Genomic DNA, 23,769 nt, shown 5'->3' on the forward strand with positions numbered 1-23,769 from the left:
AAAGCCGCCCCACCGGGCGGCTTTTTTCTTGGAAGTATCTTTCTTTCCTAGACGGGTAGTTGGGCTGATACCATCCAATCTTGCTGGCGCTTTATCATACCCAGTCTCTCATCGGCACTCAGATAGCCATCCTCGACCAGATCCGCCAGCCTGCGCACCGTATAATCCTGTATTTCCTTAGCCATTTCCGGGTAGAGCGACAGCAGGATGTGCATATCCGTACTCTCAAGCCACATCACCCGTACGCGGGTTTTGGCGACCGTCGCAGGCTGTGAACCGGTGTCGCTGATCATGCCGCATTCACCAATAAAGTCCCCTGCCCGCATGGGCACTGCACGGTGATGGTAAAATGCGCTGAGCTCGCCTGATATGACGAGATAGAGGCCATTGTCCCGGTCAAATCGGTGCGTCAACACTGTGCCCGGCGTGAGCACCAGCGTACGCATACGTCCGCTCAGTTCCTTGGCGGCCTGCCTGGGCAAACGAGAGAAAGCTGGAAAATCCTCGATTAAGCCAATGGGCACAACAAATTCGCGACGGTGCACCTCATCCGAAAAACCGGAGGCAATAATACCGATGGGGAGCGCGTAGAACCCAAGGCCCAGAACCATTGTAGTCCCCGCAACGATTTTGCCCACGGCAGTCGCAGGCACCACATCGCCGTAGCCAACGGTTGTGAGCGTGGCCAATGCCCACCAGAGCGCATCCGGTATGCTTCCGAACTTGTCTGGCTGAACGGCACGCTCCACATGGTACATGAGTGTCGCCGACAGGAAGAGAAGCCCTGTCATCACGACTAACGTCGCAAACAGCGCGCGGCGCTCAGCCACAACGACCCGTCCTAGTGACGATAGCGCTGGCGAAAAACGTACGAGCTTGAGCAGCCTGAGCAAGCGAAAAATTCTGAGCTCGCGCAAGTCAGTCGTGACAAATGCACCCAAGAACAGCGGGGCAATCACGACGAGGTCAAGTAATGCCAGCGGTGACAGGATATAGCGCAAGCGGCGCGGCATGACGCTGTCGCCCGCGACAGCCTCACGCTCCGCGCTTGCCCAAACCCGCAGTGCGTATTCTGCTGCAAATATCGTCAGGGAAATATTGTCGAAAAGAGCAAATGCCGGTCCATAATGCGCCCAGAGCGAAGGCACGGTTTCAAGCGCAACCGCAACAACGTTTGCGAGGATCAGAAGGACCATGAAAACTTCGAACGCGGCAGCCCAGCGACTGCCGAAACTACCGAGCTCGAGAAAATCATAGGTGCGGCGGCGGAGAGTGTTCTGGCTCATTGTCCGGTCTCCGCCCCTGCCCTCATCAGCCCGCGCTGATCGCGGCCTCAATTGCTGCTATCGCATCGGATGCTTTGTCCGCGTCCGGACCGCCAGCTTGCGCCATGTCCGGACGGCCACCACCACCTTTTCCGCCGAGAGCTTCTGCACCGACACGCACGAGGTCCACGGCGCTGATTTTCGAGGTCAGGTCATCGGTCACACCAACAAGGATTGCCGCTTTGCCGTCATTGGCCGCAATGAAGGCCACCACGCCGCTGCCGAGCGACTTTTTCGCATCATCCGCCATGCCGCGTAGGTCTTTGGCCTGAACACCGTCCAGGACCTGACCAATGAACTTCACGCCAGCAACTTCCTTCACCGCCGGGCCACTTGCACCGCCGCCAAGAGCAGCCTTCTTGCGTGCTTCCGCGAGGTCCTTCTCGAGGGTCTTGCGATCCGCCTGCAGCGCGGCGATACGCTCCGGCACGTCAGACGGCGCGGCTTTAAGCTGCGCAGCTGCTTCCTTCAGAAGTTTCTGCTGGTGCACAAGATGCTCATGGGCCGCAGCGCCGGTCAGTGCCTCGATGCGGCGTACGCCCGCAGAGACCGCGCTTTCGCCAATGATGGTGAAAAGTGCGATGTCGCCAAGACGGCGCACATGGGTACCACCACACAGCTCAACCGAATAATGCGGCTTGTCCTTGGTCTCGTTGAAACCCATGGAAACCACGCGAACTTCGTCGCCGTATTTCTCACCAAATAGCGCCATGGCGCCAGCCTCGATCGCGTCGTCATAGCTCAGAAGACGGGTCTCTACATCGGCGTTTTCACGCACAATCCGGTTCACTTCACGCTCGACAGATGCCAGCTCGTCTTCTGTCAATGCTTTCGGGTGCGAAATATCAAAACGCAGGCGGTCGGGCGCCACAAGAGAACCCTTTTGTGTTACATGTTCACCAAGTTCGCGACGCAAGACTTCATGAAGCACGTGGGTTGCGGAGTGGTTTGCACGCAGCTTGTTGCGGCGCACGCCATCAACCAACAGGTCGAGGGCATCTCCCACTTTAACTGTGCCCTCTTCCACTTTCGCCCGATGTACGTGAAGCGCACCAACCATTTTGAGCGTGTCCGATACGGAGAGCTTCACACCTTCTCCAGCCATGGTGCCGGTGTCGCCCATCTGACCGCCGCTCTCGCCGTAAAATGGTGTCTGATTGGTGATCACCATCACGTCTTCGCCAGCCGCAGCGCTATCAACGCGTTTACCGTCCTTCACGAGGGCAACAACCTGACCCTCAGCCACTTCGGTGCTGTAGCCAACAAATTCGGTTGCGCCCTTCTCTTCCTGAATATCGAACCAGACCTGTTCGGTCGCGGCATCACCTGAGCCTGCCCAAGCCGCACGCGCTTTGGCCTTCTGTTCCGCCATCGCGGCGTTAAAGCCATCCACGTCCACAGTGCGTTCCTGACCGCGCAGGTGGTCCTGCGTCAGGTCAAGCGGGAAGCCATAGGTATCATAAAGCTTGAAGGCAACCTCGCCCGGCAGGACTTTGTCAGTGCCCAGTTCCTGCAATTCGTCCTCAAGAAGTTTGAGGCCTTTGTCGAGCATCTGACGGAAACGGGCTTCTTCAAGCTTCAAAGTTTCCTCAATGAGGCGCTGCGCGCGACCAAGTTCCGGGTATGCCTGCCCCATTTCGCTCACGAGCGTCGGCGCAAGCTGATACATCACCAGGTCTTTGGCTCCGAGCAGGTGAGCGTGACGCATGGCACGGCGCATGATGCGGCGCAGCACATAACCGCGGCCTTCGTTTGAAGGCAGCACGCCATCGGCGATGAGGAAGCTGCAGGCGCGCAGGTGGTCGGCAATGACGCGGTGCGATGCACGCGTTTTTTCCGTTTCCTTGGCGCCGGTGACTTCAACCGAGGCTTCAATCAGCCGGCGGAACGTGTCGATCTCATAGTTATCATGAGTACCCTGCATAACGGCCGCGATACGCTCAAGCCCCATGCCGGTATCGATGCTCGGCTTCGGCAGGTTGATACGCTCGCCGGAAGCAAGCTGCTCGAACTGCATGAATACGAGGTTCCAGATTTCGACAAAACGGTCGCCGTCTTCTTCCGGGCTACCCGGAGGGCCGCCCCAGATATGGTCGCCGTGATCGTAGAAAATCTCCGAACATGGGCCACAGGGCCCCGTGTCACCCATGGACCAGAAGTTGTCCGACGTGGCGATACGAATGATACGCTCGTCCGGCAGGCCCGCGATCTTTTTCCACAGCGCAAAGGCTTCATCGTCCTCATGGAACACCGTAACGGTCAAGCGATCCTTGTTGATGCCGTATTCCTTGGTAATCAGGTTCCAGGCAAACTCAATGGCGTTTTCCTTGAAATAGTCGCCGAAAGAAAAATTGCCGAGCATCTCGAAGAAGGTGTGGTGACGCGCTGTATAGCCGACGTTATCAAGGTCGTTATGCTTGCCGCCTGCGCGAACACATTTCTGGCTTGAGACAGCACGCACATAGTCGCGCTTCTCGGCGCCCGTGAACAGGTTCTTGAACGGTACCATGCCGGCGTTCGTGAACATAAGGGTCGGATCGTTGATGGGTACCAGCGGCGCGGACGGCACACGCTCGTGTCCATTCGCGGCAAAAAAGTCCAGAAACGTCTTACGGATGTCGTTAGCGCCCGCCATAGATATCAGCCCTTACTTGTCATTTAAAAACCGCCCGCCAGGCGGCGAATATCATACGTTCCGCCCTTGTAACCATAGGGCGTAACGCTGTCCAGCCAATGTCTGAGATTAGGCCAGTTTTTTAGTTGGTCACACAAATCGAAAAAGGCGGCTAAAAAGCCGCCTTTCTCACTCCTCACTCAAGAGGAATTTATTCGGAAACATCTTCCTCGTCGCCCGGAGCAACCAGCATTGCTTCATTAACAAGACCCGCATTCTGGCGAATGGCTTGCTCAATCTCGTTAGAGACATCCGCATTCTCGATAAGGAAGCGCTTGGCGTTTTCACGGCCCTGACCAATGCGCTGGCTGGAATAGCTATACCAGGAGCCCGATTTCTCAACCACACCGGCCTTGACACCAAGATCAAGGATTTCGCCGGTTTTTGAGACACCCTCACCATACATGATGTCAAACTCAACCTGTTTGAATGGCGGTGCAAGCTTGTTTTTCACCACTTTCACACGGGTCGCGTTACCAACGATCTCATCCTTGTCCTTGATCGCACCGACACGGCGGATATCAAGACGAACGGAAGCGTAGAACTTGAGCGCGTTACCGCCCGTTGTCGTTTCAGGGCTACCGTACATCACACCAATCTTCATGCGGATCTGGTTGATGAATATTACGATAGTATTCGAACGTGAGATCGAGGCCGTGAGTTTACGGAGCGCTTGGCTCATCAGACGAGCCTGAAGACCAACGTGGCTATCGCCCATCTCACCCTCGAGTTCTGCGCGCGGCGTCAGTGCCGCAACGGAATCGACCACGAGAATATCGACCGCGCCCGAACGAACCAACGTATCGGCAATCTCAAGCGCCTGTTCACCCGTATCCGGTTGGCTGACCAGAAGCTCATTCACGTCAACGCCGAGCTTCCGGGCGTAGACGGGGTCAAGCGCGTGCTCCGCATCCACGAATGCAGCGATACCGCCCTTTTTCTGACTTTCGGCAACTGCATGCAATGCGAGCGTTGTTTTACCGGAGCTTTCAGGCCCGTAAATTTCAATGATACGGCCTTTTGGGAAACCGCCAATCCCGAGCGCGATGTCGAGATTAAGTGAACCTGTTGAAATCGTTTCGATTTCGATGCCACTCTCGCGTTGCCCCAGCTTCATGACCGAGCCTTTACCGAAGGCTCTGTCGATTTGGCTGAGTGCCGCTTCGAGTGCTTTAGTCTTATCCATGGATGATCCCTTTACCAACTGCAGTTCCGGCATTGACATGATTGGGTCCCCTTATTCCACAGGCTGATTTCCCTTGCAATGCCAGTTTTGTACTTTATTTGTTCTCTTTGCGCAAACAAATTTTCACTTTTTGTTCTCATGTCAATTTTGGAGAGAACAAAATTAGCCCAAAATACCTTTGACCTGTTCGGCCAAGTCCTTGAGGGAGAAAGGTTTTGGCAGGAACTGGAACTCTTCCGCTTCCAAGTTCTGTCGGAACATATCTTCAGCATAACCGGAAACAAATATCACCGGAAGGTCCGGAAATTTCTTGCGCGCTTCTTTCACGAGGGTCGGGCCGTCCATGTTCGGCATGATGACATCCGAAATGAGAAGGTCCACGCTCTCTTCCTCGTCCATGAGGATTTCGAGGCCGGCTTCACCTGATGCCGCTTCGAGCACGCGGTAGCCCTTGTTTGTGAGCGCACGGCTGGCAAACATGCGCACTGGCGCTTCGTCCTCAACGATGAGGATTGTACCCTTGCCCGTCAGGTCACGTGCTGGCGCCTCAATGCGTTTGCTTTCTTGCGCGTCTTCAGCACTACCCCTATGCGCCTTGAAGAACAGACGGAAGGTAGTGCCAACGTTCTCTTCCGAATCCACGAAGACAAAACCGCCGGTCTGCTTGACGATGCCGTAAACGGTTGCGAGACCAAGGCCAGTACCCTGCCCCACCTCCTTGGTGGTGAAGAAGGGTTCAAAAATCTTTGAGAGATTGTCTTTCGGGATGCCGCAACCGGTATCCTCAACCTCAACCAGCACATAATCGTCCGGTACGATCACATCATACTGCTCGATCATGCGGTGATCGGGGCCAACCATGCTGGTGCGGATCTCTAACTTGCCGCCACCAGGCATCGCGTCCCGTGCGTTCACGGCGAGATTGATGATCACCTGCTCAAGCTGCCCCTGGTCGACCTTGATCGGCTGGAGATCGCGGCCATGCACGACCTTCAGCTCAATGTTCTCACCGATCAGGCGCCGGATGAGGTTAGAGAGCTCCGCCAGCACATCAGTCATCATCAGCACTTTTGGCCGGAGCGTCTGTTGGCGCGAGAACGCAAGCAGCTGACGCACCAGATTGGCGGCTCGGTTGGCATTCTGCTTGATCTGGATGATGTCAGAGAAGGACTGATCGCCAGCGTCATGACGAACGAGGAGCAGGTCACAGAAACCAATGATAGCAGTCAGCAAATTATTGAAGTCATGCGCGACACCGCCCGCGAGTTGACCAACAGCCTGCATTTTCTGCGCTTGCACAAACTGCCGTTCAAGGCTTTTTTCCTGCGTGGTATCGAGGAGATAAAGTATCGCCATCATCTGTTCGCCGACCAGCACCGGCGCAGATACCACCTGCCCTGAGCGTTCAGGATGCGAATTATAGATGACTTCTACTGGTGTGGAGCCGGGCCGTCCCTCACAGCATAGTTCAATTGCCGACCGCAGTTCGTCACGGTCTTCTTTTTTCACGAGGTCGAGCACACTGGTTCCCGCAGCGACCTTACGTCCGGCGGGATGCAGGCGCAGCGGCCTGTTGAATTCGCGGACAGCCGCCGACTGATCAACGATCGCGACAGCAACCGGTGCGTTATCAAAAATGGGGTCGAGCAGAATTTGCTCACCATCGGCAAACTGGCCCGCGCTCGCGCGGTTCGCTTTGCAGAGGAAACGGTAGCGGCCGATTTCGCGGTCATCCTCGCGGGTTTCAAGCGGAAGGTCGATCACATCAACATCGATACGCCGATTGTTCGCGACAAGGAGTTGGCTGTCTTCATTCTTGAGTTGGATTTTGACTGGCATCTGGCCGTCTTCAAGTTCCAACCACTCGCGCAGCACCTCATTGATATAATGCGGGCGCCCCTCAGCATCCTCAAGCACAACCCCACAACCCAGTTTCTCGAAAATCGGTACACCCCAGTTGCCGATGATCGAACGTTCATGATCCAGACGCTGGCGGTCGCCATCGCTGGCGACATTCCACATAATATGCCGACGAATGCGTTTGCCGGATATGCTCAGGACGGTGCGGTCGTCAGTCTTGAGGTCAAAGGCTTTGCCGCCGCTGCCCGCCGTCAACACACTATTGAGAAGGGTGCTGAGATCAGATTGCTCACGTTTGCCGCGCAAAAGGTCCTGAAGGAAACGAATATGCCCAAGCGCAAGACGCTCAAAGGCTGCGTTCGAGGCAATAACCTCACCGCTCAGGTCGGTGATAACGACTGCGCGGCGCTCGAGGGCGACAAGCGCGTTCACGAGTTCGCGGTCCACCACTTCCTGACGATTTATGGCCTGCCCGACCTGCCCGAGCGACCTGAGGAGCGTGAGCGCCGTCGCGATCAGGAGTGCACCGGAGATGGCAATCGCAACCGATAGCCCCCATAAAACCCAAACGAGGAGCGATATACCCGCGGTACCGACGAGAGCTGCGAGCGCAACACTCAGCAGCTTCATCCCCGACTTGACCTCGCTCTCGACGAGCGCTTCCTTAACCGGTAGTGGCAGGCGACTTTCCATGGTTCCCCTTTCCCGACTGGGCTAGAACACTAGCCGGTGCCGGGCAAAAAATTCAACCCCTGTCAGCGCTTACGCGACGAAAACCCGGCGCGTTTCAGCTTCATGATGTAACTGATCACACCCGCGACTGCCTTATAGTGCTCAGGTGGTATTTCTTCATCAATATCGACGCTGGCATGTAGGGCACGCGCAAGTGGCGGGTTTTCAATAATTGGAATGCCGTTCTCTTCGGCTAGTTCACGGATTTTGAACGCAACAGAATCAACCCCTTTAGCGATCAGTTTAGGCACATCCATCTGGCCGTGTTTATACTCGAGCGCGACGGCATAGTGGGTCGGGTTCGTGACAACCACATCTGCTTTCGGGATGTTGGCCATCATGCGCTGCATGGCGCGTTCACGCCGGATGGCGCGCAATTTACCTTTTACTTGCGGGTCACCGTCCGCCTGCTTGCGTTCGTCTTTCACTTCCTGCTTGGTCATGCGCATGCGTTTGATGAACTGATATTTCTGAAAGGAGTAGTCAATTGCAGCAACGATTGTGAGGAACACAAGTGTAGCGATAAGCAAACGCACAACCATCGAATAGATCAGGCCCATCATATCGATGGTTGAGAGGAGCATGATCGTGTCAATAAGTTCCCGCTCCGGCAGGACAACGATGAGCACTGCTGTTGTGACACCAATGAGCTTCAATGTGAGCTTGATGAACTCGATGAATATCTTCGTCGAGAAAATCTTCTTGGCGCCCTTCATCGGCGACAATTTGGTGATGTCCGGCTTGAATTTCTCAAAGGAAAATGTTGCGCCATGCTGCACATAGCTTGCCGCCAATGCTGTCACCACAAAAACCGAGAACGGAATGAGAAGTAGGATGAACACTTCGCGAAGCAGTACCACAAGATTGCTCATGGCTCCCACTTGATCAACGTCCAGCAAATGAACTGTTGTTAAATAGGCCTGTAGCTTCCGGGTTATTGTAAGGGCGATGAATGGTCCAAAACCAGCGACAACTGCGGTCCCTGCCAATAGCATGAACCAGGTTTTAAGCTCCTGACTGGACGCGACCTCGCCCTTTTTGTGAGCTTCCTCAAGCTTTTTCGGGGTCGGCTCCTCGGTCTTTTGACTGTCGTCTTCCTCAGCCATTCCCTACCCCATGAAATCCAGTAGCAGGTCACGCATCCGGTCGGTGAACAGTTGCATCATACCGCCCATCAGGATCATCATCAGCGCAAAGCCCATGAAGATATTCACCGGCATACCGATAAAGAACACCTGAAAGCCCTGCGCCATACGCGCGATAAGACCAAGGCTTGTATTAAAGACAATGCTGTAGACGATGAACGGCGCGGCCATATGGAAACCAAGCAGGAAGGACGCGCTCACCATATTGGTGATCAACGTGGCAAGGTCAGCGTAGGCAAGCGGCTCACCTACGGGGAATTTCTGGTAGCTGTGGGCCATGCCCATGATCATGAGGTGATGCAGGTCCAGTACGACGATCATTGTAATGGCGATGTAGGTCATAAAGGCTGCGACAATAGCACTTTGTGAACCTTGGGCCGGGTCAAAGCTCTGCGCAGCGCCAAGCCCTGTCTGGAACGCTATGACGGTGCCCGCCACATGGGTCGCTGACATCAGGATACGTGTGGCGAGGCCAATGATCAGCCCCACCAGCAACTCCCCAAGCAGTAACGCAAACAGCGCAAACACATTCTGCGGCATTGGCGGCAAAAGATCGCGCACGCTTGAATAAACAATCAGCGACAGCGCAAATGCGAAAGCCACACGCATTCTTTGCGGGATGGTGGTATCGCCGAGGACCGGCATCACCATAACAAGGGCGGCGAGCCGCACGGTGACAAGCAAAAAGCCAAACGCCTCGGCAGGTAATACCTCGCCCAGCATGATCTAACCGCCCGCGATAATACGTTCGGAGATTCTGAGCATGAAGGCGGAAAGGTTGCGACCCATATAGGGCAGCGCAATGAGAAGGACGGAAAAGATGGCGATGATTTTCGGCACGAAGGTCAACGTCATCTCTTGAAGCTGCGTTAGGGTCTGGAAGAAGGCGATTGCCAAGCCAACCACGAGGCCGACAGCCAGAATGGGGCCGCATGTCAACAGCAGAACTGTCAAAGCGTCCCTCGCGACCTCAAGCACGTCTGGACCGGTCACAAATCGTACCCCCGTGGTTTCAGGCTTTAATGCCTAGATTGGCATCTTCAGGATATCATTGTAGGCGGAAATGACCTTGTCACGCACGCTGATAACGGTGTCCACCACCATCTCGGCGTTGGAAACTGCTGTCACCACATCGACCATATCCGCCTGGCTCACCAGAGCCTTTGCGCTGGTCATCTCAGCGGTTTCAGTGGCCTTCTGGACATTGCCGATCGCATCGTCAACAAGCGCACCAAATGCAGAGTTGTTTTGAATGCCATCCATACCGTCGCGGGCCCCGAGGGAGCCGGACTGCATCTGTTTCGTAGCCTGTGAATAGGCGTTTACTGCATCAAGTTGCTTGATATTCATCGCTTATTCCTAGCGCAGCAGGTCAAGGGTCATGGTTGCCATGCGGCGGGTGGCCTCAAGCGCGTTCAGGTTGGACTGGTAGGTCCGCTGCGCCTGGCGCATATCCATCATCTCGATGAGACCATTGACGTTTGAGGTTTTGATATAACCAGCCTCGTCAGCCGCAGGGTTACCCGGATCATATTTCTTGCCGAACTCTTTTTCGTCATATGCGACCGCACCCGGCTTGACGAGTGTTACACCGCTTGCACGGTCAAGCTCGGTCTGGAAGGTCACGATCTTCCGACGATAGGGGTCAGCGCCCGGCTCCATCGCGATGGAATCCTGGTTCGCAATGTTCTCGGAAATCACACGCATACGCACGGACTGAGCACGTAGCCCAGCTGCCGACGCCATCATGGCATTTTGTAGATCCATTGTCTGTCCCTTGCCTTTGGTCCAGCAGAAGCAGCCTATATTCTAGCGGCCGCTATCCTTTCCGATGGCTTTCTTCAAAAGCCCCAAGTTCTTTTTGTAGAGGTTGATAACCATGCCATATTCCATCTGGTTATTGGCAAGTGTCATCATTTCCTCTTCGAGCACTACAGAGTTACCGTTGGGCGATTCCTCACGGCCCTTCGCCTCTGAGATACGGTAGTTGCCCACCGTGCCGCCCGAAAGATCCATATGGCGAGCGTTACCCGAACGCATCTGAACCGATGACGTCTTGCCGCCAGACAGTTCTTCCACGAGGCCCGAAAACTCCTGTTTATCCAGCTCTTTAGCGCGATAACCGGGTGTATCAGCCTGCGAGATATTCTCGGTAATAACAGACTGATTATGGTTCAGCCAGCCAAGCCGCTGCTTCAGCGCCGCCATAATCGGTATGTTCGTCAAGTCCATGTCAACTCCGGGCAGTTTGCCTGAATTAATATTTTTACGACTATAACATGACACAGCTTAGGTTAACAAGTTGCAAACATGCCTTATTTTCCAACGCCCTGCCCTACGCTAATGCGCTTGCTTTTTTTCGCGGCCTGTCGCTCAATAGTGTGATGACAGACCATGACGCCAAACCTGTACCGAACACTAAAGCTGTTGCCATCAGCCGTGAAAGCGAGGACAGCGCCGCGAAAATTACGGCTAAAGGGCATGGTTTTCTAGCCGAGAAAATTCTTGATATCGCCTTCGCAGAAGGCGTAAAGGTCCGCCAGGACAAAGATTTGGTGGAACTACTCGATGCCTTTGGTGTCGACTGCCCGGTGCCGTTTGAGGCCCTGCATGCGGTTTCCGTCATTCTCGAGAGGGTCTATGCGGAAAACCGCCGTATGGAGGCGGGCCGCACAGCACCAATGGGCGATAGCGTGGAAGTGCCGGTCGCCAACCCCATGACCGAAGCGGATTACTGAAACATGGAATATCTGGGTGTCTTTTCAGTTCTATTCATCATGCTCGGCGCACTCGCGCTTATGGCATGGCTTGTGCGTCGCTTCGGGCTTCTGCCCGGCACCGTCAGCATCAAGCCCGGTGACAAAGAACTGGAAATTATCTCAAACAAGCTCCTCGACGCCCGCACCCGCCTTGTTGTGGTGCGCTGGCGCGGTACGGACTATCTGATTGGTACCGGGCCAAATGGCGTCACCACGATTGACAGTGACAAACCCGATTTCGCCGCTATGGTCGAAGCGAATAAGGGGGGCAAACCATGAGCGCATCTAACATCGGTATAGTCGCACGGCACCGGAAACTGATCGTGCGTAGCGCAATTTTTGCGGCGCCACTTGTGCTCGCGTGCTCGCTTTTGCTGTCTAGCCCTACTCTCGCGCAGTCCATAAGTCTTGACCTTGGCCAGTCGGGTTCGCTGAGCGGGCGTGTGGTACAAATGATCCTCTTGATGACGGTGCTCAGCCTCGCGCCCAGCATTCTCATCATGATGACAAGCTTCACGCGCATGGTGATCGTTTTTTCACTGCTCCGTAGCGCGCTTGGGACACAGCAGTCGCCGCCAAACATCGTCATTGTCTCGCTATCACTTTTTCTTACCGGCTATGTCATGGCACCAACCCTTACAGCGGCATGGGACCAGGGCATTCAGCCGCTCATCAATGAAGAGATTGACGAAGTCGAAGCCTACAACCGCGCGTCTGTACCCATGCGGAACTTCATGCTGTCGCAGGTCCGGGAAAAAGACCTCGAGCTCTTCATGACCTTGGCAAATGACCCGGCTGAACAGAGCCCGGAAACAGTGCCGATGACCACGCTCATACCCGCGTTCATGATCTCAGAGATCAGGCGGGCGTTTGAGATCGGTTTCCTGCTCTACGTACCTTTTGTTGTGATCGACATGGTCGTTGCGTCAATTCTGATGTCCATGGGCATGATGATGTTGCCGCCGGTCATGATTGCCATGCCGTTCAAGCTTATCTTCTTTGTACTTGTGGATGGCTGGAATCTGGTTGCTGGTTCGCTCGTGCAAAGTTTTGGCACCGCACCGCCGCCAGGTGTTGGTCAATAGCCGCACCCAATGCTTTAGTTAGGGTTGCTAATTTTATTGAGAGCCCGTCATTGGTGGGTCGCCAACCTGCTCCCAAAGCTCGATCTTGGTGCCCTCAGGGTCGAGTATCCAGGCAAATTTGCCGTACTCATACTCTTCCATTTCACCTACCTGCTCGATGCCGGCAGCTTTCAGGCGTTCAAGCAGTGCCTCAAGGCCGCGGACCCGCAAATTGATCATGAAATCCCGGCCTGATGGGCGGAAATATTCACTTTCCTTGCGGAAGGGTCCCCAGACAAAATAGCCGGTCTTTTCCGGGTCGTCGTCTTCGCGAAACAGGAAGCTCGCGCCGGTGCCATCAAATGGGAAGCCAAGTTTGTCTTTGTACCAGTTGGCCAAAGCGTCCCTGTCTTGGCATTTGAAGAAAATACCACCAACACCGGTGATAACGCCGTCCTGTTTGCTCATGCTTTGTCTCCTCATATGCGAAGACAAAGCCTAGCGCGAAGGGCCGCCAGTGGCGACCCTTTTACAGCATTATCAGAACACTTCTTCCTTGGTTTTGAGGAACCGGAGAGTTGGAAAAGTCTCCTTGGCTTTGTCCAGGTGCCAGTTGTTACGCGCGAGATAGACGGGCGCGCCTGCGTGATCGACAGCCATCGAGGCACGGTTCTGGTCCGTGAATTGTTTCACTTCGCGGGCATCGCCCTCAATCCATTCCGCAGTCATAAGGGTCGTCGGCTCGAACTTACACGGAATTTGATATTCGGTACGAATACGGTCCGCCAGCACGTCAAATTGCAGCGGGCCGACAACGCCTACGACCCAGTCACTACCCAAGTTTGGCTTGAATACGCGTGCGGCCCCCTCTTCCGCGAGCTGTTCGAGCGCGCGACCAAGGTGTTTGGCTTTCATCGGATCATCCGCCCGCACCTTTTGAAGGATCTCAGGCGCAAAAGATGGCACGCCGGTGAAATGGATGGTCTCGCCTTCCGTCAGCGTGTCACCGATGCGCAGGTTGCCGTGGTTCGGAATCCCGATGATGTCGCCCGCATAGGCTTCTTCAGCCACCTCACGGTCCTGCGCGAGGAAAAGCTGAGCATTATGGATCGCCAGCGTTTTACCGCTGCGTACATGCTTCATCTTGATACCCTTGCGGAACCGGCCAGAGACAAGGCGCACAAACGCAATACGGTCCCGGTGCTTAGGGTCCATGTTCGCCTGGATCTTGAACACGAACGCGGAAACCTTCTCTTCGGTCGGCTCCACAGAACGCTCCAGCGATTTGCCCGCCCGCGGTTTCGGCGCGAAGTCAGAGAGGCCTTGTAGCAGCTCTTGCACACCGAAATTGTTGATGGCGGAGCCGAAGAACACCGGCGTCAACGTGCCCTCAAGGTACGCCTCGCGGTCAAATGCCGGGCAAAGCTCGCGCACCATCTCGACATCCGCCCTCAACTTCTCGACAGCATGGGCAGGCAGAAGCTCATCAAGCTTCGGGTCATCAAGCCCGCGGCACTCAATGCCCTCGCTAAGCTGGTCACCCTTGCCGCGGTCGAAAAGGATCAGTTGGTCATGGATCAGGTCGTAACAGCCTTTGAAGTCGCGCCCCATGCCAATGGGCCAACTGGCTGGCGACACATCAAGCGCAAGCGTTTGCTCAACCTCGTCCAGAAGCTCAAACGGGTCCTTGGCTTCACGGTCCAGCTTGTTGATGAAGGTGGTGATCGGCATGTCGCGCATGCGGCACACTTCAAAAAGCTTGCGTGTCTGGGTCTCAATACCTTTGGCGCTATCAAGCACCATCACCGCGCTATCGACAGCTGAGAGCGTGCGGTAGGTGTCCTCGGAGAAGTCTTCGTGGCCTGGTGTATCGAGAAGGTTGAAGGTGCGCCCTTCATAATCAAACGTCATCACCGACGACGCGACAGAAATACCGCGCTCCTGCTCCACCTTCATCCAGTCAGAGCGGGCGCGGCGGCGTTCACCGCGTGCCTTCACTTCACCTGCAGCCTGAATTGCACCCCCGAACAGCAGCAATTTTTCCGTCAGCGTGGTCTTGCCAGCGTCAGGGTGAGAGATGATGGCGAAGGTGCGTCGCCGGTCGATATGGTTGGCAAGTGTCATTCCGAATCGTCCAAATCCGACGCTGATGCGCCCGAAAACAGTGAAATCTTGCCGCGCACCCTAGCGTTTTTTTTGACGAAGGGAAGTGAATTTAAGGACAATTTTAATCAAATTCGTCACATAAATGTCACGCCTGCGCAAAAATCCCGCCTCTTGGGCCAATCGCCCTTAGCTTACCTTGCAACTTAAAAGCACTTCATGTACTGGCCCGTCCATTAACTATACGGGTACAGGCAATACCCGATAGGCGCAAATTTCTGCGATTTCACATCAGGCAACTTGTATTAACCCCGTTAACTATGAGGCTGCCCAAATGACTCTGCTGCACGCTCTTACGCAAGAAAACCAATTCCACGCTCTCTCTTTCGAGGGCTTCCCAATCCACCTGCAGGAATACTCCAAAGGGAAATCCGACATCCCCCTCGTATTCATTGGTGGTGCCTTCCAGAATATCAAACAGGTTGAAAAACTTAGCTCCGCGCTCGCCAAGGACAATTGGGTGATCGTGATTGATACGCCCGGTAACGGCGATACCGGCGTTCTGCCGCACACCTTCTCGTTCGACTTTATCTGCCGCGCGATCCACTTCGGCCTCAAAAAGCTTGGTGTGGATGTGATCAACCTGCTCGGCTGCTCCTATGGCAGCATCATCGCCATGCGCTACGCACAGAAATACCTCGGCGTGGAAAAGCTGATCCTGGCGTCCGCGATGGAAAAACTGCCGGACGAGCTTGTGTATGACTTCAACCTGCTGCTGTTCCAGCTGGAATGGAACCGTATGGACGAGTTCGCAAACGGCTTCACCAACCTGATGACCAATCCGGAACTGCGTGAGACCAACAAGCTTTGCCGCATCACGGCGGACAAGCTAAGGAACGCCCTCCTCAACTCCACCACCGGCATCAAGGAACAGTTCCGCCATAACACGCTGCGCATCCTGCGTGACGGCCAGACTGACCTCAGCCTGATGCCTGATGTGGACGCGACCGTTTTCACCGGCGAACATGACCATTTTGTACCGGTTGCCGCCAACGAACGTGTTGCAGCAAGTTTCAAACGGGGCCGTTTCATAGCTGTGCCCGACGCGGACCATATGATCCATGTGGAGAAATTCCGCACCATGATCGACATCGTTCTCGGCGCGATTAATGGCACGCTCGACGAAGAGTTTGGCTCAGACCTGCCGAAAGCCGCGTAATAGCTCTTTGGCTTAAAATGCAGAAAGCCGGGCAAGTGGTGCCAGCCACCTGCCCGGCTTTCGCCTGAATACGCCTGCCCTCTTCCGGGATGAGGGGAAAGGGGGAGGGAAAATTCACCCAAAATCCGGCATTCGTATCGTGCGCTCTCGCGCTGTTGAGGGGGTATTTAGGTCGGCACCCAATAGGTGTCAAGGCATTAGTGGACTAATTAGTCCAGAAAAATTTTACTACGCAGAATGCATTAGGGTTTTCAGTAAGTTATCCGAGTGTGAGATTTTAATGACAGCGCTGCCAATGTTGAATTTCTGCGGCCTTCACACATTTCAATTTTGATTGATTTTCTGTAGATTCGGTGTCAATTGACACAAGTGTCCGTTGCGGCAACCCCGATTATATCTCGCTGGAGGCGTTACTTTGACCATGATTACGATGCTGGGGCTATTGGCTGGCACCCTTACCACGATTGCCTTCATCCCGCAGGTCAATCGGGCATGGCGTACTCGTTCAACGAAGGATGTCTCGCTCAGCATGTTCGCAATCCTGCTGACCGGCGTTTTCATGTGGATCGTATATGGCTTCGCGATTGGTGACATCCCGGTCATTGTCGCCAACATCATCACGCTCGGGCTTGTCGCTTCTGTTATCGTTGCGAAACTGCGCTTCGGATAACGAAAAAGGCCGGGTAAACCCGGCCTTCTCACAACTAATTTTTGCGGTCTTTATTTGAGCGAACGCTCAAAGAAATCAAATGCTAGACCGTAGAGGTGAACTTGAACCCCTCCCCTGATACCATGCTTCTTGCCGGGGTATGTCATCAGCTCGAACGGCAGGTTCTTGTTCTGCATCACGGCCATCAGCTTGACCGAATTGTCGAAGAACACATTGTCGTCTGCCATGCCGTGGATCAGCAACAGCTTGCCTTTGAAATTGTCCACGTATGGGAAAACGCTCGATTTATTATAAACATCGCCCGGCGCATCCGGGTGACCAAGATAGCGTTCGGTATAGCCTGTATCATATAGGCGCCAATCGGTTACAGGCGCCACGGAAACACCAGCCTTGAAGACATCAGGCGCCTTGAAAAGCGACATGAGCGTCATGTAGCCACCATAGGACCACCCCCAGATACCAACGTTATCGCCGTCGATATAGTCGCGGCCCTTGAGGAAGTTCACGCCAGCCACCTGGTCAGCAACTTCCACTGTGCCCATGGCATTTTTAATATGACCTTCGAACTTCAGGCCACGGTTCCACATACCACGGTTATCCAGCACCATGACCACATAGCCGTTGCGCGCGAGGAAGTTATTGAAGTCAAGCTTCCATTCGCGCTTCACGCGCTGTCCGTGCGGACCACCGTAAGGTGCCATAATGGCAGGATATTTTTTCCCTGCTTCAAGCGTCGCCGGGCGGTAAATGCGGTAGTAGAGCTCACTGCCGTCCTCGGCCTTGATGGTGCCAAATTCGGTTGTGACCGTGCCGTCATTATAAGGCGCGAACGGATGTTCGTTATCGAGCTTGTTTTCAAGCACCGCGGTCTTGGTCGTGCCGTCCTTGAGCGAACGGATCATCACTTGTGGCGGCTGCTCGGGGCTCGAGAATTTATCGACAAAAATGCCGTCCCCCACGTCAACATCATGCCAGCCCGCCTCGCGGGTGATACGGGTGATCTTACCGCCCTTGAGCGGCACAGAATACAGGTGCTGCTCGATCGGGCTGTCTTTGTAGCCGGTGAAGTAAACGAGACCGCTCGCGGCGTCATATTTCTCAAGACTATTGACCACCCAGTCACCTTTGGTGAGCGCACGAACAACCTTGCCGCTCTTGTCATGCAGATAGAGGTGACGGAAGCCAGTTTTCTCACTCGCCCAAATAAACTGGCCATTCGGCAGGAATTTGAGGCTGTTGTGCAGGTTCACCCATACGTCAGACTTTTCGCTGAGGAGCGTCGCGCTTTTGCCGGCAGGTTCGGCCGCGATCATATCAAGCTCCGTCTGCGCGCGGTTGAGGCGCTGGAAGACAACCTTGCTGCTGTCAGCGGTCCAGCCAACACGGCCAAGATAAATATCCGTCTCGTCCCCCATCGGCAGCCAATGGCTCTCGCCAGACTGAACATCGGCAACGCCAAGCTTGACAATAACATTCGCGCTGCCCGCTTCCGGGTAACGCTGCTTAAGGGTAACCACACCGCCATCAGGCTGCACTTCGTAGCGGTCCTTGACGATAACATTGCTCTCATCAAATTGCTCAAACGCAACCTTGGTTTCGTCCGGGGACCACCAGTAGCCGGTGTAACGTCCAAGCTCTTCCTGCGCGATGAACTCGGCCATGCCGTTCGCAACCGTCTCGCTGGAGCCTGACGTCAGTTTCGTCTCAGTCCCGCTTTCGACATTCACCACATACAGTTCGCGCTCGCGCACGAAGGACACATAGGTGCCTTTCGGACTGAACTTGATGTCGGTTTCAAACTCCGGCGTTTCGGTCAGGCGCTTTACGTCGCCACCCAGCGGCAATACATACACATCGCCGCCAAGCGGGAACAGAAGTGAGCTGCTATCCTCAGACCAGAAGTAGGACACGATACCGGATTTACCTGTGATCGACCGGTCACGCTCGCGCCGGGCTTTCTCTTCCTCGCTGAGCTCTTCTTTTTTGCCGCCAAGAAGCTCGTTCGAATCCACGAGGAGCGACGCTTCGCCGGTCTCCGTATTGAATTCCCACAAGTCGAGCTGCGCCTGGTTGCTCTCCTTACCGCGCAGGAAAGTCACACGCTTTCCGTCAGGCGAAAGCTTCAGGCCCTGCACGGAGGGTCCGCTCAAGCTGGGGCTACCGAGCAGGCGTTCAATGGTCAATTCGTCCGCATGCGCCGCTGCCGCGAAAATTGAGGCAGCTCCCATAAGGGCTGCAAACTTTGTCCTTCTGTTCATATGTCCACCCTGTTGTTGATGAGGCCGCTTTTTGTTGGCCTCTTTATGTTTGGCATTACGTCTCGCGCTTTTCGCCCGGCACGCAGAGCTTAGTGAAGCCCGCCGCAATGAAAGGTACCATGCGCTCATAGGCGCCCACCATGTCTTCGGATTTTGCAATACCGTCAGAAAGATGGTCGATCCTGCCCGTGTGCGCGAATGTTAGCGTGAGGGCGCCTGAGAGGAAATGATAGCTCCAATACAGGTTTTCCGGCTCGGCATCCGGTAGCGCTTTTTTGAGCGCATCCATAAAGCGGCGCACCAGCGGATCGAAATATTTGGTCATAAGCTGCCCGCCCCATTCGGGCGAGTTGTTGATCTGGGCAATCAGTTCAAAATAGTGCAGCCAGCCCTCGTCTTCCTGATAACCGTGTGCGAGCATCGGCTTTAGGAAGGCGTCGATAATCGCTTCAACGCTCGGCCCACCCTCGCCTGCTTCAGCCTGACATTTCTCAAGCGCTTCAAGGCGTGTTTTGTTCAGCACTTCGGCACGGCGCAGCAACACCGCATCAAAAAGCCCACGTTTACTGCCAAAATGATAGCTTGCGAGCGCGAGATCAACCTTTGCGAGGTCCGCGACCATTCGCATCGACACCCCGTCGAAACCATGTTTCGCGAACAGTGCCTCTGCCGCATCCAGAATACGGTCCTTGCGTTTAACCCGCCGGTTCTGTGTGGTTTTAGCCACGCTCCCCCCTCTTCCTTTGCAACAGTATTAGCCCAACCTTGCCCGTCGCGTAAATCCCCAACGGCACCAATTTCAATGATCGTTGAATTTTTATATTGACAATTCAACAGATGTTGAAATTAATAGAGACCAAGGTCGATAAATCTACTCACAACCCTGGGGAGGGAAATATGAGAGTATCTAACGCACTTCGCGTTGCCCTGTTGGGCTGCGTCGGCACCAGCGCACTTGCTGTTGCTAATCCTTCAATTGCACAGGACACTGGCGACACAGTCATGGCCCTGGAGGAAATTCAGGTTACGGCGCGTCGCCGGACTGAAAGCCTCCAGGATGTTCCCATCGCTGTTTCGGCATTCTCCGGCTCTGACCTCGCCATGCGCGGCGCGGCAGACATCACCGAGCTCGCACAAATGGCACCGAGCGTAACGCTCGAGCCTTCACGTGCTACCAGCTCCACCCTCACCGCCTTTATCCGCGGCGTTGGTCAGCAGGACCCGCTCGCCGGTTTTGAGCAAGGTGTTGCGCTCTATCTTGACGACGTATACATGGCCCGCCCGCAAGGCGCGCTTTTGGACATCTATGATGTTGAACGCGTTGAAATCCTGCGCGGCCCACAAGGCACGCTCTATGGCCGCAACGCTGTCGGTGGCGCGATCAAATATGTCACCAAGCGCCTTGGCGACGAGCCAGAGTTTGGCGTCAAAGCGTCCTACGGCAGCTACAACCAGATTGATGTTATCGGCAAGGCGTCCGTTCCGCTTTCAGACAAGGTTCGCTTTGGTGCAACCGTCGCTTCACTGAACCGTGACGGCTTTGGTGAAAACCTCACCACCGGCGAAGAACACTACAACAAACAGATCTTTGCTGCCCGCGCGAGCATGGAATTCCTGCCGAGCGATAGTCTCTTTATCCGCATCGCTGCAGACTATACCGATGATGACTCGAACGCTGTGGCGGGCTACCGCCCGTATGCAGGTGCAGTCAGCGGCACGCCGGTCACTGACAGTGTGTATGACACCTATGCCGGCGCCACCGAAAATGGCTCCACAAGCGGTATTGACGGCAATAACGAAGTCACCTCGAAGGGCCTTCAGGGCACGATCGAATGGACAGCAAACGAGCAGTTCACCTTCAAGTCCATCACCGCCTACCGTGAGGATTATACCGAATCCGTGATCGACTTCGACAGCCTTGCCGTCGACGATATGGACGCACCGGTTATCTATGATAACGAGCAGTTCAGCCAAGAGCTTCAGCTTCTTTACACCGGCAACAAGCTCTCGGGCGTGTTCGGCTTCTATTACCTTGACGCCAGTGCTGCGAACGACTTTGACGTAGTACTAGGCCAACTTGGCCGCCTGTTCTATGGTGACGAACTTGTCGCCTATACTGGCGGCACGGTTGACACCAAAGCGTGGTCGCTTTTCGCTGACCTCACGTACGAGTTCAGCGATGCCTTCTCGCTCTCGCTTGGTGGTCGTTATACCCATGACAAGCGCTCGGCAGATATCTTCCGCGCAAACTATCTTGGTCAGGGTTCGCCGTTCTTCGGTTTCGAGAACAGCATCTTCCTTGGTGCCTCGAGCGACTTTGAAAGCGAACGCACCTTCAAGGACTTCTCGCCACGGATCGCGCTTGATTACAAACTCTCCGACGACGCCCTTGTCTACGCTTCCTTCAGCCGTGGCTTCAAGGCGGGCAGCTTCGACCCGCGCGGTGCCAACATCACCTCGCCTGAAGTTGAAGAAGGCTTTGACGCCGAAACACTCGACAGCTACGAGGTTGGCCTGAAATCCACTTGGTTCGACGGTCGCGCACGCACCAATATCGCGCTCTTCTACAGCGACTATAAAGACATGCAGATACCGGGCTCGCTGCCAATCGATACGGACGGCGACGGCACCAACGATGGCTTTGTCGGCACGGTAACGAACGCCGGTAAAGCAACCATCAAAGGTATCGAATTTGAGGGTACGTTCCTTCTGAGCGAAAACCTGACCCTGCAAACCTCGCTCAACGTTCTTGATGCCGAGATCAAGGAGTGGCTGCTGAACGGTGTGAACGTTGCGGACCAACGCGCGGTGCAGAACACGCCTGAATTCATGTCCTATGTGGGTCTTACGTATATGGCACCGCTCTCGAGCGGCAGCACCTTGAGCTTTAACGCCAACTGGTCGCACAAAGGCTCAATCGTACAGTTCGAAACGCCAGTCGCTGAAATCGATCAGGATGCCTACAGCCTGTTTAACGCCAGCATCGTCTGGACGTCGGAAGATGGGAATTATACCATCGGCCTGCACGGCAAAAACCTGACCGACAAAGAATACAAGACTGCGGGTTACAACTTCCCGACCCTAGGCCTTGAGAATAACATCACCACCTTCTTTGGCCCGCCGCGCACCGTAACCGCGACGGTTGGTGTGAAGTTCTAATCCCCAGGTTGGGGCCGGACTATAAGGTCAGTCCGGCCCCTGCCCCGCCGCAACCGCGGCAGTCCTTTCAACTCAATTGTGGGATCGTCAAATGGCTGCATTTGATACCAGTGCTCCGCTGTTGCCGGAAATCCTCTCCCTCCACGGCAAGTGGAAAGATAAAAAACCAGCGCTCATCTGCGACGGCCGCACAGTCACCTGGCGGGAGCTTGAGGCCTCCACCAACCGTATCGCCAATGCGCTGATCGCACGTGGTATTTCCCGCGGTAAGATGGTTGGCGTGGTGATGAGCAATGGCATTGCCATGGTTGAAGTGCTTATTGGCATTATGAAAGCAGGCGCTTGCTCGGTACCGATCAACCTATCGGTCAGCGATGAAGCGCTTGAAGCCATGCTCTCAGATGCTGGTGTTGCCGCGGTTTTCTCCACGACAGACCAGAGCGCACGGTTAAGACCTTACCTGAAAGCAAACTCGGCTGTCGTTGCGGTGTCAGATAATGAGCTGACGGCCTTCCCCAAAGACGCAAGCGACGACCTGCCCAGTGTTGGCATTCAGGGCGACGACCCGCTGAATGTGATCTATAGCTCCGGCACTACGGGCATGCCAAAAGGTATCCTTCATGTGCACGCAGGACGGCGCGACTGGGCGTATGATCTCACCATCGCGCTCCGCTACCATGGTGCTGCGCGCACGCTTTTTACTATTGGCCTTTATTCCAACATCAGTTGGGTCGCCATGCTCTGTACGCTCCTCTCGGGCGGAACCATGGTCATCGCACCAAAGTTTGATGCCCGTGAAGCGCTCGCCACGATCGAGGCAGAAAAAATCAGCCATTTCGCAATGGTACCAATTCAGTTCCAGCGCCTGATGGAAGTGCCGGATCAGGCTGATTTTGACCTGTCGAGCATTGAAGCGGTGATGAGCTGTGGCTCCCCCCTGCACGCTGATCTCAAGACAAACCTGTTCGCCCGCCTCGGCCCTAAAGTGGTGATTGAGCTTTTTGGCCTCACCGAAGGTGTAATCACCACGCTGGACCCCGAAGACGCAGAAGGCCGCATGGCGTCCGTCGGCAAACCACTGGTCGGCACTGATATCAAGATCATTGGCGATGACGACAAGGAAGTGCCGCGCGGCACGTCTGGTGAGGTGGTTGGTTGCGGGCGCATCGTCATGCCCGGCTACTTGAACCGCCCTGACGCAACGGCAGAAGCCACCTGGGTTGACGAGACTGGCAAAGCGTGGCTGCGCACCGGCGATATTGGACAGCTCGATGATGAGGGCTATCTCTATATTGTCGACCGCAAGAAGGACATGATCCTATCTGGCGGGCAAAATATCTACCCGCAGGACATCGAAGCCGTGCTGATCAAGCATGAAGCGGTGAACGATGTGGCGGTGATTGGTGTGAAAAGCGAGCGCTGGGGTGAAACGCCGCTCGCCATTGTAGTCAAGCAGGAAGGGGTCACCATCGGTGAAGATGAATTGGCCAGATGGGCCAACAGCCTCCTCGGCAAACAGCAGCGTATCTCTGGCGTACAGTTTACCGACGCCCTGCCCCGCAACGCCAACGGAAAGATTTTAAAGCGGGAACTGCGCGTAACTTATGGGGGATAA

21 protein-coding genes are annotated in these 23,769 nt (G+C 55.1%); 7 read left to right on the plus strand and 14 right to left on the minus strand.

Translation table 11 applies throughout. The annotated features are described in order from the left end of the window. Positions 1-47 precede the first annotated feature (47 nt). The 10 genes from B150_RS20040 to flgB all read right to left on the minus strand — a co-directional run bounded on the left by B150_RS20040 (position 48) and on the right by flgB (position 11,154). A complete protein-coding gene (locus B150_RS20040) occupies positions 48-1,286 on the minus strand; it encodes an ion transporter (protein ID WP_020399182.1) in 1,239 nt (412 codons plus the stop codon). Positions 1,287-1,311: 25 nt separating this feature from the next. After that, positions 1,312-3,960, minus strand: a complete 2,649-nt coding sequence (gene alaS, locus B150_RS0106980; RefSeq protein WP_020399183.1) for an alanine--tRNA ligase — start codon at positions 3,958-3,960, stop codon at positions 1,312-1,314. 190 nt (positions 3,961-4,150) lie between these two features. Next, positions 4,151-5,224: a recombinase RecA gene (gene recA, locus B150_RS0106985; RefSeq protein ID WP_025896482.1), complete on the minus strand. Its 1,074-nt coding sequence runs from the start codon at positions 5,222-5,224 to the stop codon at positions 4,151-4,153. A 123-nt stretch (positions 5,225-5,347) separates the two neighbouring features. After that, positions 5,348-7,738: a response regulator gene (locus tag B150_RS20045; protein ID WP_020399185.1), complete on the minus strand. Its 2,391-nt coding sequence runs from the start codon at positions 7,736-7,738 to the stop codon at positions 5,348-5,350. Positions 7,739-7,800: 62 nt separating this feature from the next. Next, complete coding sequence (gene flhB, locus B150_RS0106995; RefSeq protein ID WP_020399186.1) at positions 7,801-8,883, minus strand: flagellar biosynthesis protein FlhB; 1,083 nt, start codon at positions 8,881-8,883, stop codon at positions 7,801-7,803. 3 nt (positions 8,884-8,886) lie between these two features. Further along, positions 8,887-9,645 (minus strand): flagellar biosynthetic protein FliR, encoded by a 759-nt coding sequence (gene fliR, locus B150_RS20050; RefSeq protein WP_020399187.1) that lies wholly within the window; start codon positions 9,643-9,645, stop codon positions 8,887-8,889. 3 nt (positions 9,646-9,648) lie between these two features. Next, complete coding sequence (gene fliQ / locus B150_RS0107005) at positions 9,649-9,915, minus strand: flagellar biosynthesis protein FliQ (RefSeq protein ID WP_020399188.1); 267 nt, start codon at positions 9,913-9,915, stop codon at positions 9,649-9,651. A gap of 33 nt (positions 9,916-9,948) precedes the next feature. Further along, positions 9,949-10,272 carry a flagellar hook-basal body complex protein FliE gene (fliE, locus tag B150_RS0107010; protein ID WP_020399189.1) on the minus strand — a complete coding sequence of 108 codons (324 nt, stop codon included), beginning with the start codon at positions 10,270-10,272 and terminating at the stop codon, positions 9,949-9,951. A 9-nt stretch (positions 10,273-10,281) separates the two neighbouring features. Next, positions 10,282-10,689: a flagellar basal body rod protein FlgC gene (gene flgC, locus B150_RS0107015; protein WP_020399190.1), complete on the minus strand. Its 408-nt coding sequence runs from the start codon at positions 10,687-10,689 to the stop codon at positions 10,282-10,284. A gap of 42 nt (positions 10,690-10,731) precedes the next feature. Further along, positions 10,732-11,154 carry a flagellar basal body rod protein FlgB gene (gene flgB, locus B150_RS0107020; protein WP_020399191.1) on the minus strand — a complete coding sequence of 141 codons (423 nt, stop codon included), beginning with the start codon at positions 11,152-11,154 and terminating at the stop codon, positions 10,732-10,734. Positions 11,155-11,306: 152 nt separating this feature from the next. Here flgB and B150_RS20055 point away from each other — a divergent pair, with 152 nt between their 5' ends. From B150_RS20055 to fliP, 3 genes are read left to right on the plus strand one after another with little or no spacing between them, the layout of a single operon-like run. Next, the gene (locus B150_RS20055) at positions 11,307-11,660 is read left to right on the plus strand and encodes an EscU/YscU/HrcU family type III secretion system export apparatus switch protein (RefSeq protein ID WP_155859968.1); all 354 of its coding nucleotides are present in this window, start codon (positions 11,307-11,309) and stop codon (positions 11,658-11,660) included. A 3-nt stretch (positions 11,661-11,663) separates the two neighbouring features. Beyond that, positions 11,664-11,960: a FliO/MopB family protein gene (locus B150_RS0107030; RefSeq protein WP_020399193.1), complete on the plus strand. Its 297-nt coding sequence runs from the start codon at positions 11,664-11,666 to the stop codon at positions 11,958-11,960. Continuing rightward, positions 11,957-12,766 (plus strand): flagellar type III secretion system pore protein FliP, encoded by an 810-nt coding sequence (gene fliP, locus B150_RS0107035; protein ID WP_020399194.1) that lies wholly within the window; start codon positions 11,957-11,959, stop codon positions 12,764-12,766. Before B150_RS0107030 ends, fliP begins: the two co-directional genes overlap by 4 nt. 33 nt (positions 12,767-12,799) lie before the next feature. On the opposite strand, the gene B150_RS0107040 is transcribed toward fliP, so the two are convergent. Further along, on the minus strand, positions 12,800-13,213 hold the full coding sequence (locus tag B150_RS0107040) for a VOC family protein (protein WP_020399195.1): 414 nt from the start codon (positions 13,211-13,213) through the stop codon (positions 12,800-12,802). Between the two features lie 72 nt (positions 13,214-13,285). After that, entirely contained in the window at positions 13,286-14,869 is a 1,584-nt protein-coding gene (locus B150_RS0107045; RefSeq protein WP_020399196.1) for a peptide chain release factor 3, read from the minus strand. A gap of 313 nt (positions 14,870-15,182) precedes the next feature. Between B150_RS0107045 and B150_RS0107050 the strand changes: the two genes are divergently transcribed. Then, positions 15,183-16,067 carry an alpha/beta fold hydrolase gene (locus tag B150_RS0107050; protein ID WP_020399197.1) on the plus strand — a complete coding sequence of 295 codons (885 nt, stop codon included), beginning with the start codon at positions 15,183-15,185 and terminating at the stop codon, positions 16,065-16,067. 421 nt (positions 16,068-16,488) lie between these two features. Then, positions 16,489-16,737, plus strand: a complete 249-nt coding sequence (locus B150_RS0107055) for a SemiSWEET transporter (RefSeq protein WP_020399198.1) — start codon at positions 16,489-16,491, stop codon at positions 16,735-16,737. 50 nt (positions 16,738-16,787) lie between these two features. Here B150_RS0107055 and B150_RS0107060 read toward each other — a convergent pair whose 3' ends face one another. Further along, positions 16,788-18,995, minus strand: a complete 2,208-nt coding sequence (locus tag B150_RS0107060) for a S9 family peptidase (RefSeq protein WP_025896490.1) — start codon at positions 18,993-18,995, stop codon at positions 16,788-16,790. Positions 18,996-19,050: 55 nt separating this feature from the next. Then, positions 19,051-19,722, minus strand: coding sequence for a TetR/AcrR family transcriptional regulator (locus B150_RS0107065; RefSeq protein WP_020399200.1), 672 nt, complete (start codon positions 19,720-19,722; stop codon positions 19,051-19,053). A gap of 170 nt (positions 19,723-19,892) precedes the next feature. Here B150_RS0107065 and B150_RS0107070 point away from each other — a divergent pair, with 170 nt between their 5' ends. Both B150_RS0107070 and B150_RS0107075 read left to right on the plus strand, forming a co-directional pair. Then, the gene (locus B150_RS0107070) at positions 19,893-22,154 is read left to right on the plus strand and encodes a TonB-dependent receptor (RefSeq protein ID WP_035921295.1); all 2,262 of its coding nucleotides are present in this window, start codon (positions 19,893-19,895) and stop codon (positions 22,152-22,154) included. A gap of 91 nt (positions 22,155-22,245) precedes the next feature. Continuing rightward, positions 22,246-23,769 carry a class I adenylate-forming enzyme family protein gene (locus tag B150_RS0107075; RefSeq protein WP_020399202.1) on the plus strand — a complete coding sequence of 508 codons (1,524 nt, stop codon included), beginning with the start codon at positions 22,246-22,248 and terminating at the stop codon, positions 23,767-23,769.

Origin of the sequence: Kordiimonas gwangyangensis DSM 19435 = JCM 12864, from assembly GCF_000375545.1 — a bacterium.
GTDB classification, from domain to species: Bacteria; Pseudomonadota; Alphaproteobacteria; order Sphingomonadales; family Kordiimonadaceae; genus Kordiimonas; species Kordiimonas gwangyangensis.

Bases quoted from the DNA above. Each gene is read 5' to 3' on its own strand.
- B150_RS0107075 (WP_020399202.1), top strand. From the start codon at position 22,246: ATGGCTGCATTTGATACCAGTGCTCCGCTGTTGCCGGAAATCCTCTCC.
- B150_RS0107050 (WP_020399197.1), top strand. From the start codon at position 15,183: ATGACTCTGCTGCACGCTCTTACGCAAGAAAACCAATTCCACGCTCTC.
- B150_RS0107040 (WP_020399195.1), bottom strand. From the start codon at position 13,213: ATGAGCAAACAGGACGGCGTTATCACCGGTGTTGGTGGTATTTTCTTC.
- B150_RS20040 (WP_020399182.1), bottom strand. From the start codon at position 1,286: ATGAGCCAGAACACTCTCCGCCGCCGCACCTATGATTTTCTCGAGCTC.
- fliP (WP_020399194.1), top strand. From the start codon at position 11,957: ATGAGCGCATCTAACATCGGTATAGTCGCACGGCACCGGAAACTGATC.
- recA (WP_025896482.1), bottom strand. From the start codon at position 5,224: ATGTCAATGCCGGAACTGCAGTTGGTAAAGGGATCATCCATGGATAAG.
- B150_RS0107030 (WP_020399193.1), top strand. From the start codon at position 11,664: ATGGAATATCTGGGTGTCTTTTCAGTTCTATTCATCATGCTCGGCGCA.
- flhB (WP_020399186.1), bottom strand. From the start codon at position 8,883: ATGGCTGAGGAAGACGACAGTCAAAAGACCGAGGAGCCGACCCCGAAA.
- B150_RS0107060 (WP_025896490.1), bottom strand. From the start codon at position 18,995: ATGAACAGAAGGACAAAGTTTGCAGCCCTTATGGGAGCTGCCTCAATT.
- B150_RS0107070 (WP_035921295.1), top strand. From the start codon at position 19,893: ATGAGAGTATCTAACGCACTTCGCGTTGCCCTGTTGGGCTGCGTCGGC.
- flgC (WP_020399190.1), bottom strand. From the start codon at position 10,689: ATGGATCTACAAAATGCCATGATGGCGTCGGCAGCTGGGCTACGTGCT.
- B150_RS20045 (WP_020399185.1), bottom strand. From the start codon at position 7,738: ATGGAAAGTCGCCTGCCACTACCGGTTAAGGAAGCGCTCGTCGAGAGC.
- flgB (WP_020399191.1), bottom strand. From the start codon at position 11,154: ATGGACTTGACGAACATACCGATTATGGCGGCGCTGAAGCAGCGGCTT.
- alaS (WP_020399183.1), bottom strand. From the start codon at position 3,960: ATGGCGGGCGCTAACGACATCCGTAAGACGTTTCTGGACTTTTTTGCC.
- fliE (WP_020399189.1), bottom strand. From the start codon at position 10,272: ATGAATATCAAGCAACTTGATGCAGTAAACGCCTATTCACAGGCTACG.
- B150_RS0107055 (WP_020399198.1), top strand. From the start codon at position 16,489: ATGATTACGATGCTGGGGCTATTGGCTGGCACCCTTACCACGATTGCC.
- fliR (WP_020399187.1), bottom strand. From the start codon at position 9,645: ATGCTGGGCGAGGTATTACCTGCCGAGGCGTTTGGCTTTTTGCTTGTC.
- B150_RS0107045 (WP_020399196.1), bottom strand. From the start codon at position 14,869: ATGACACTTGCCAACCATATCGACCGGCGACGCACCTTCGCCATCATC.
- B150_RS20055 (WP_155859968.1), top strand. From the start codon at position 11,307: ATGACAGACCATGACGCCAAACCTGTACCGAACACTAAAGCTGTTGCC.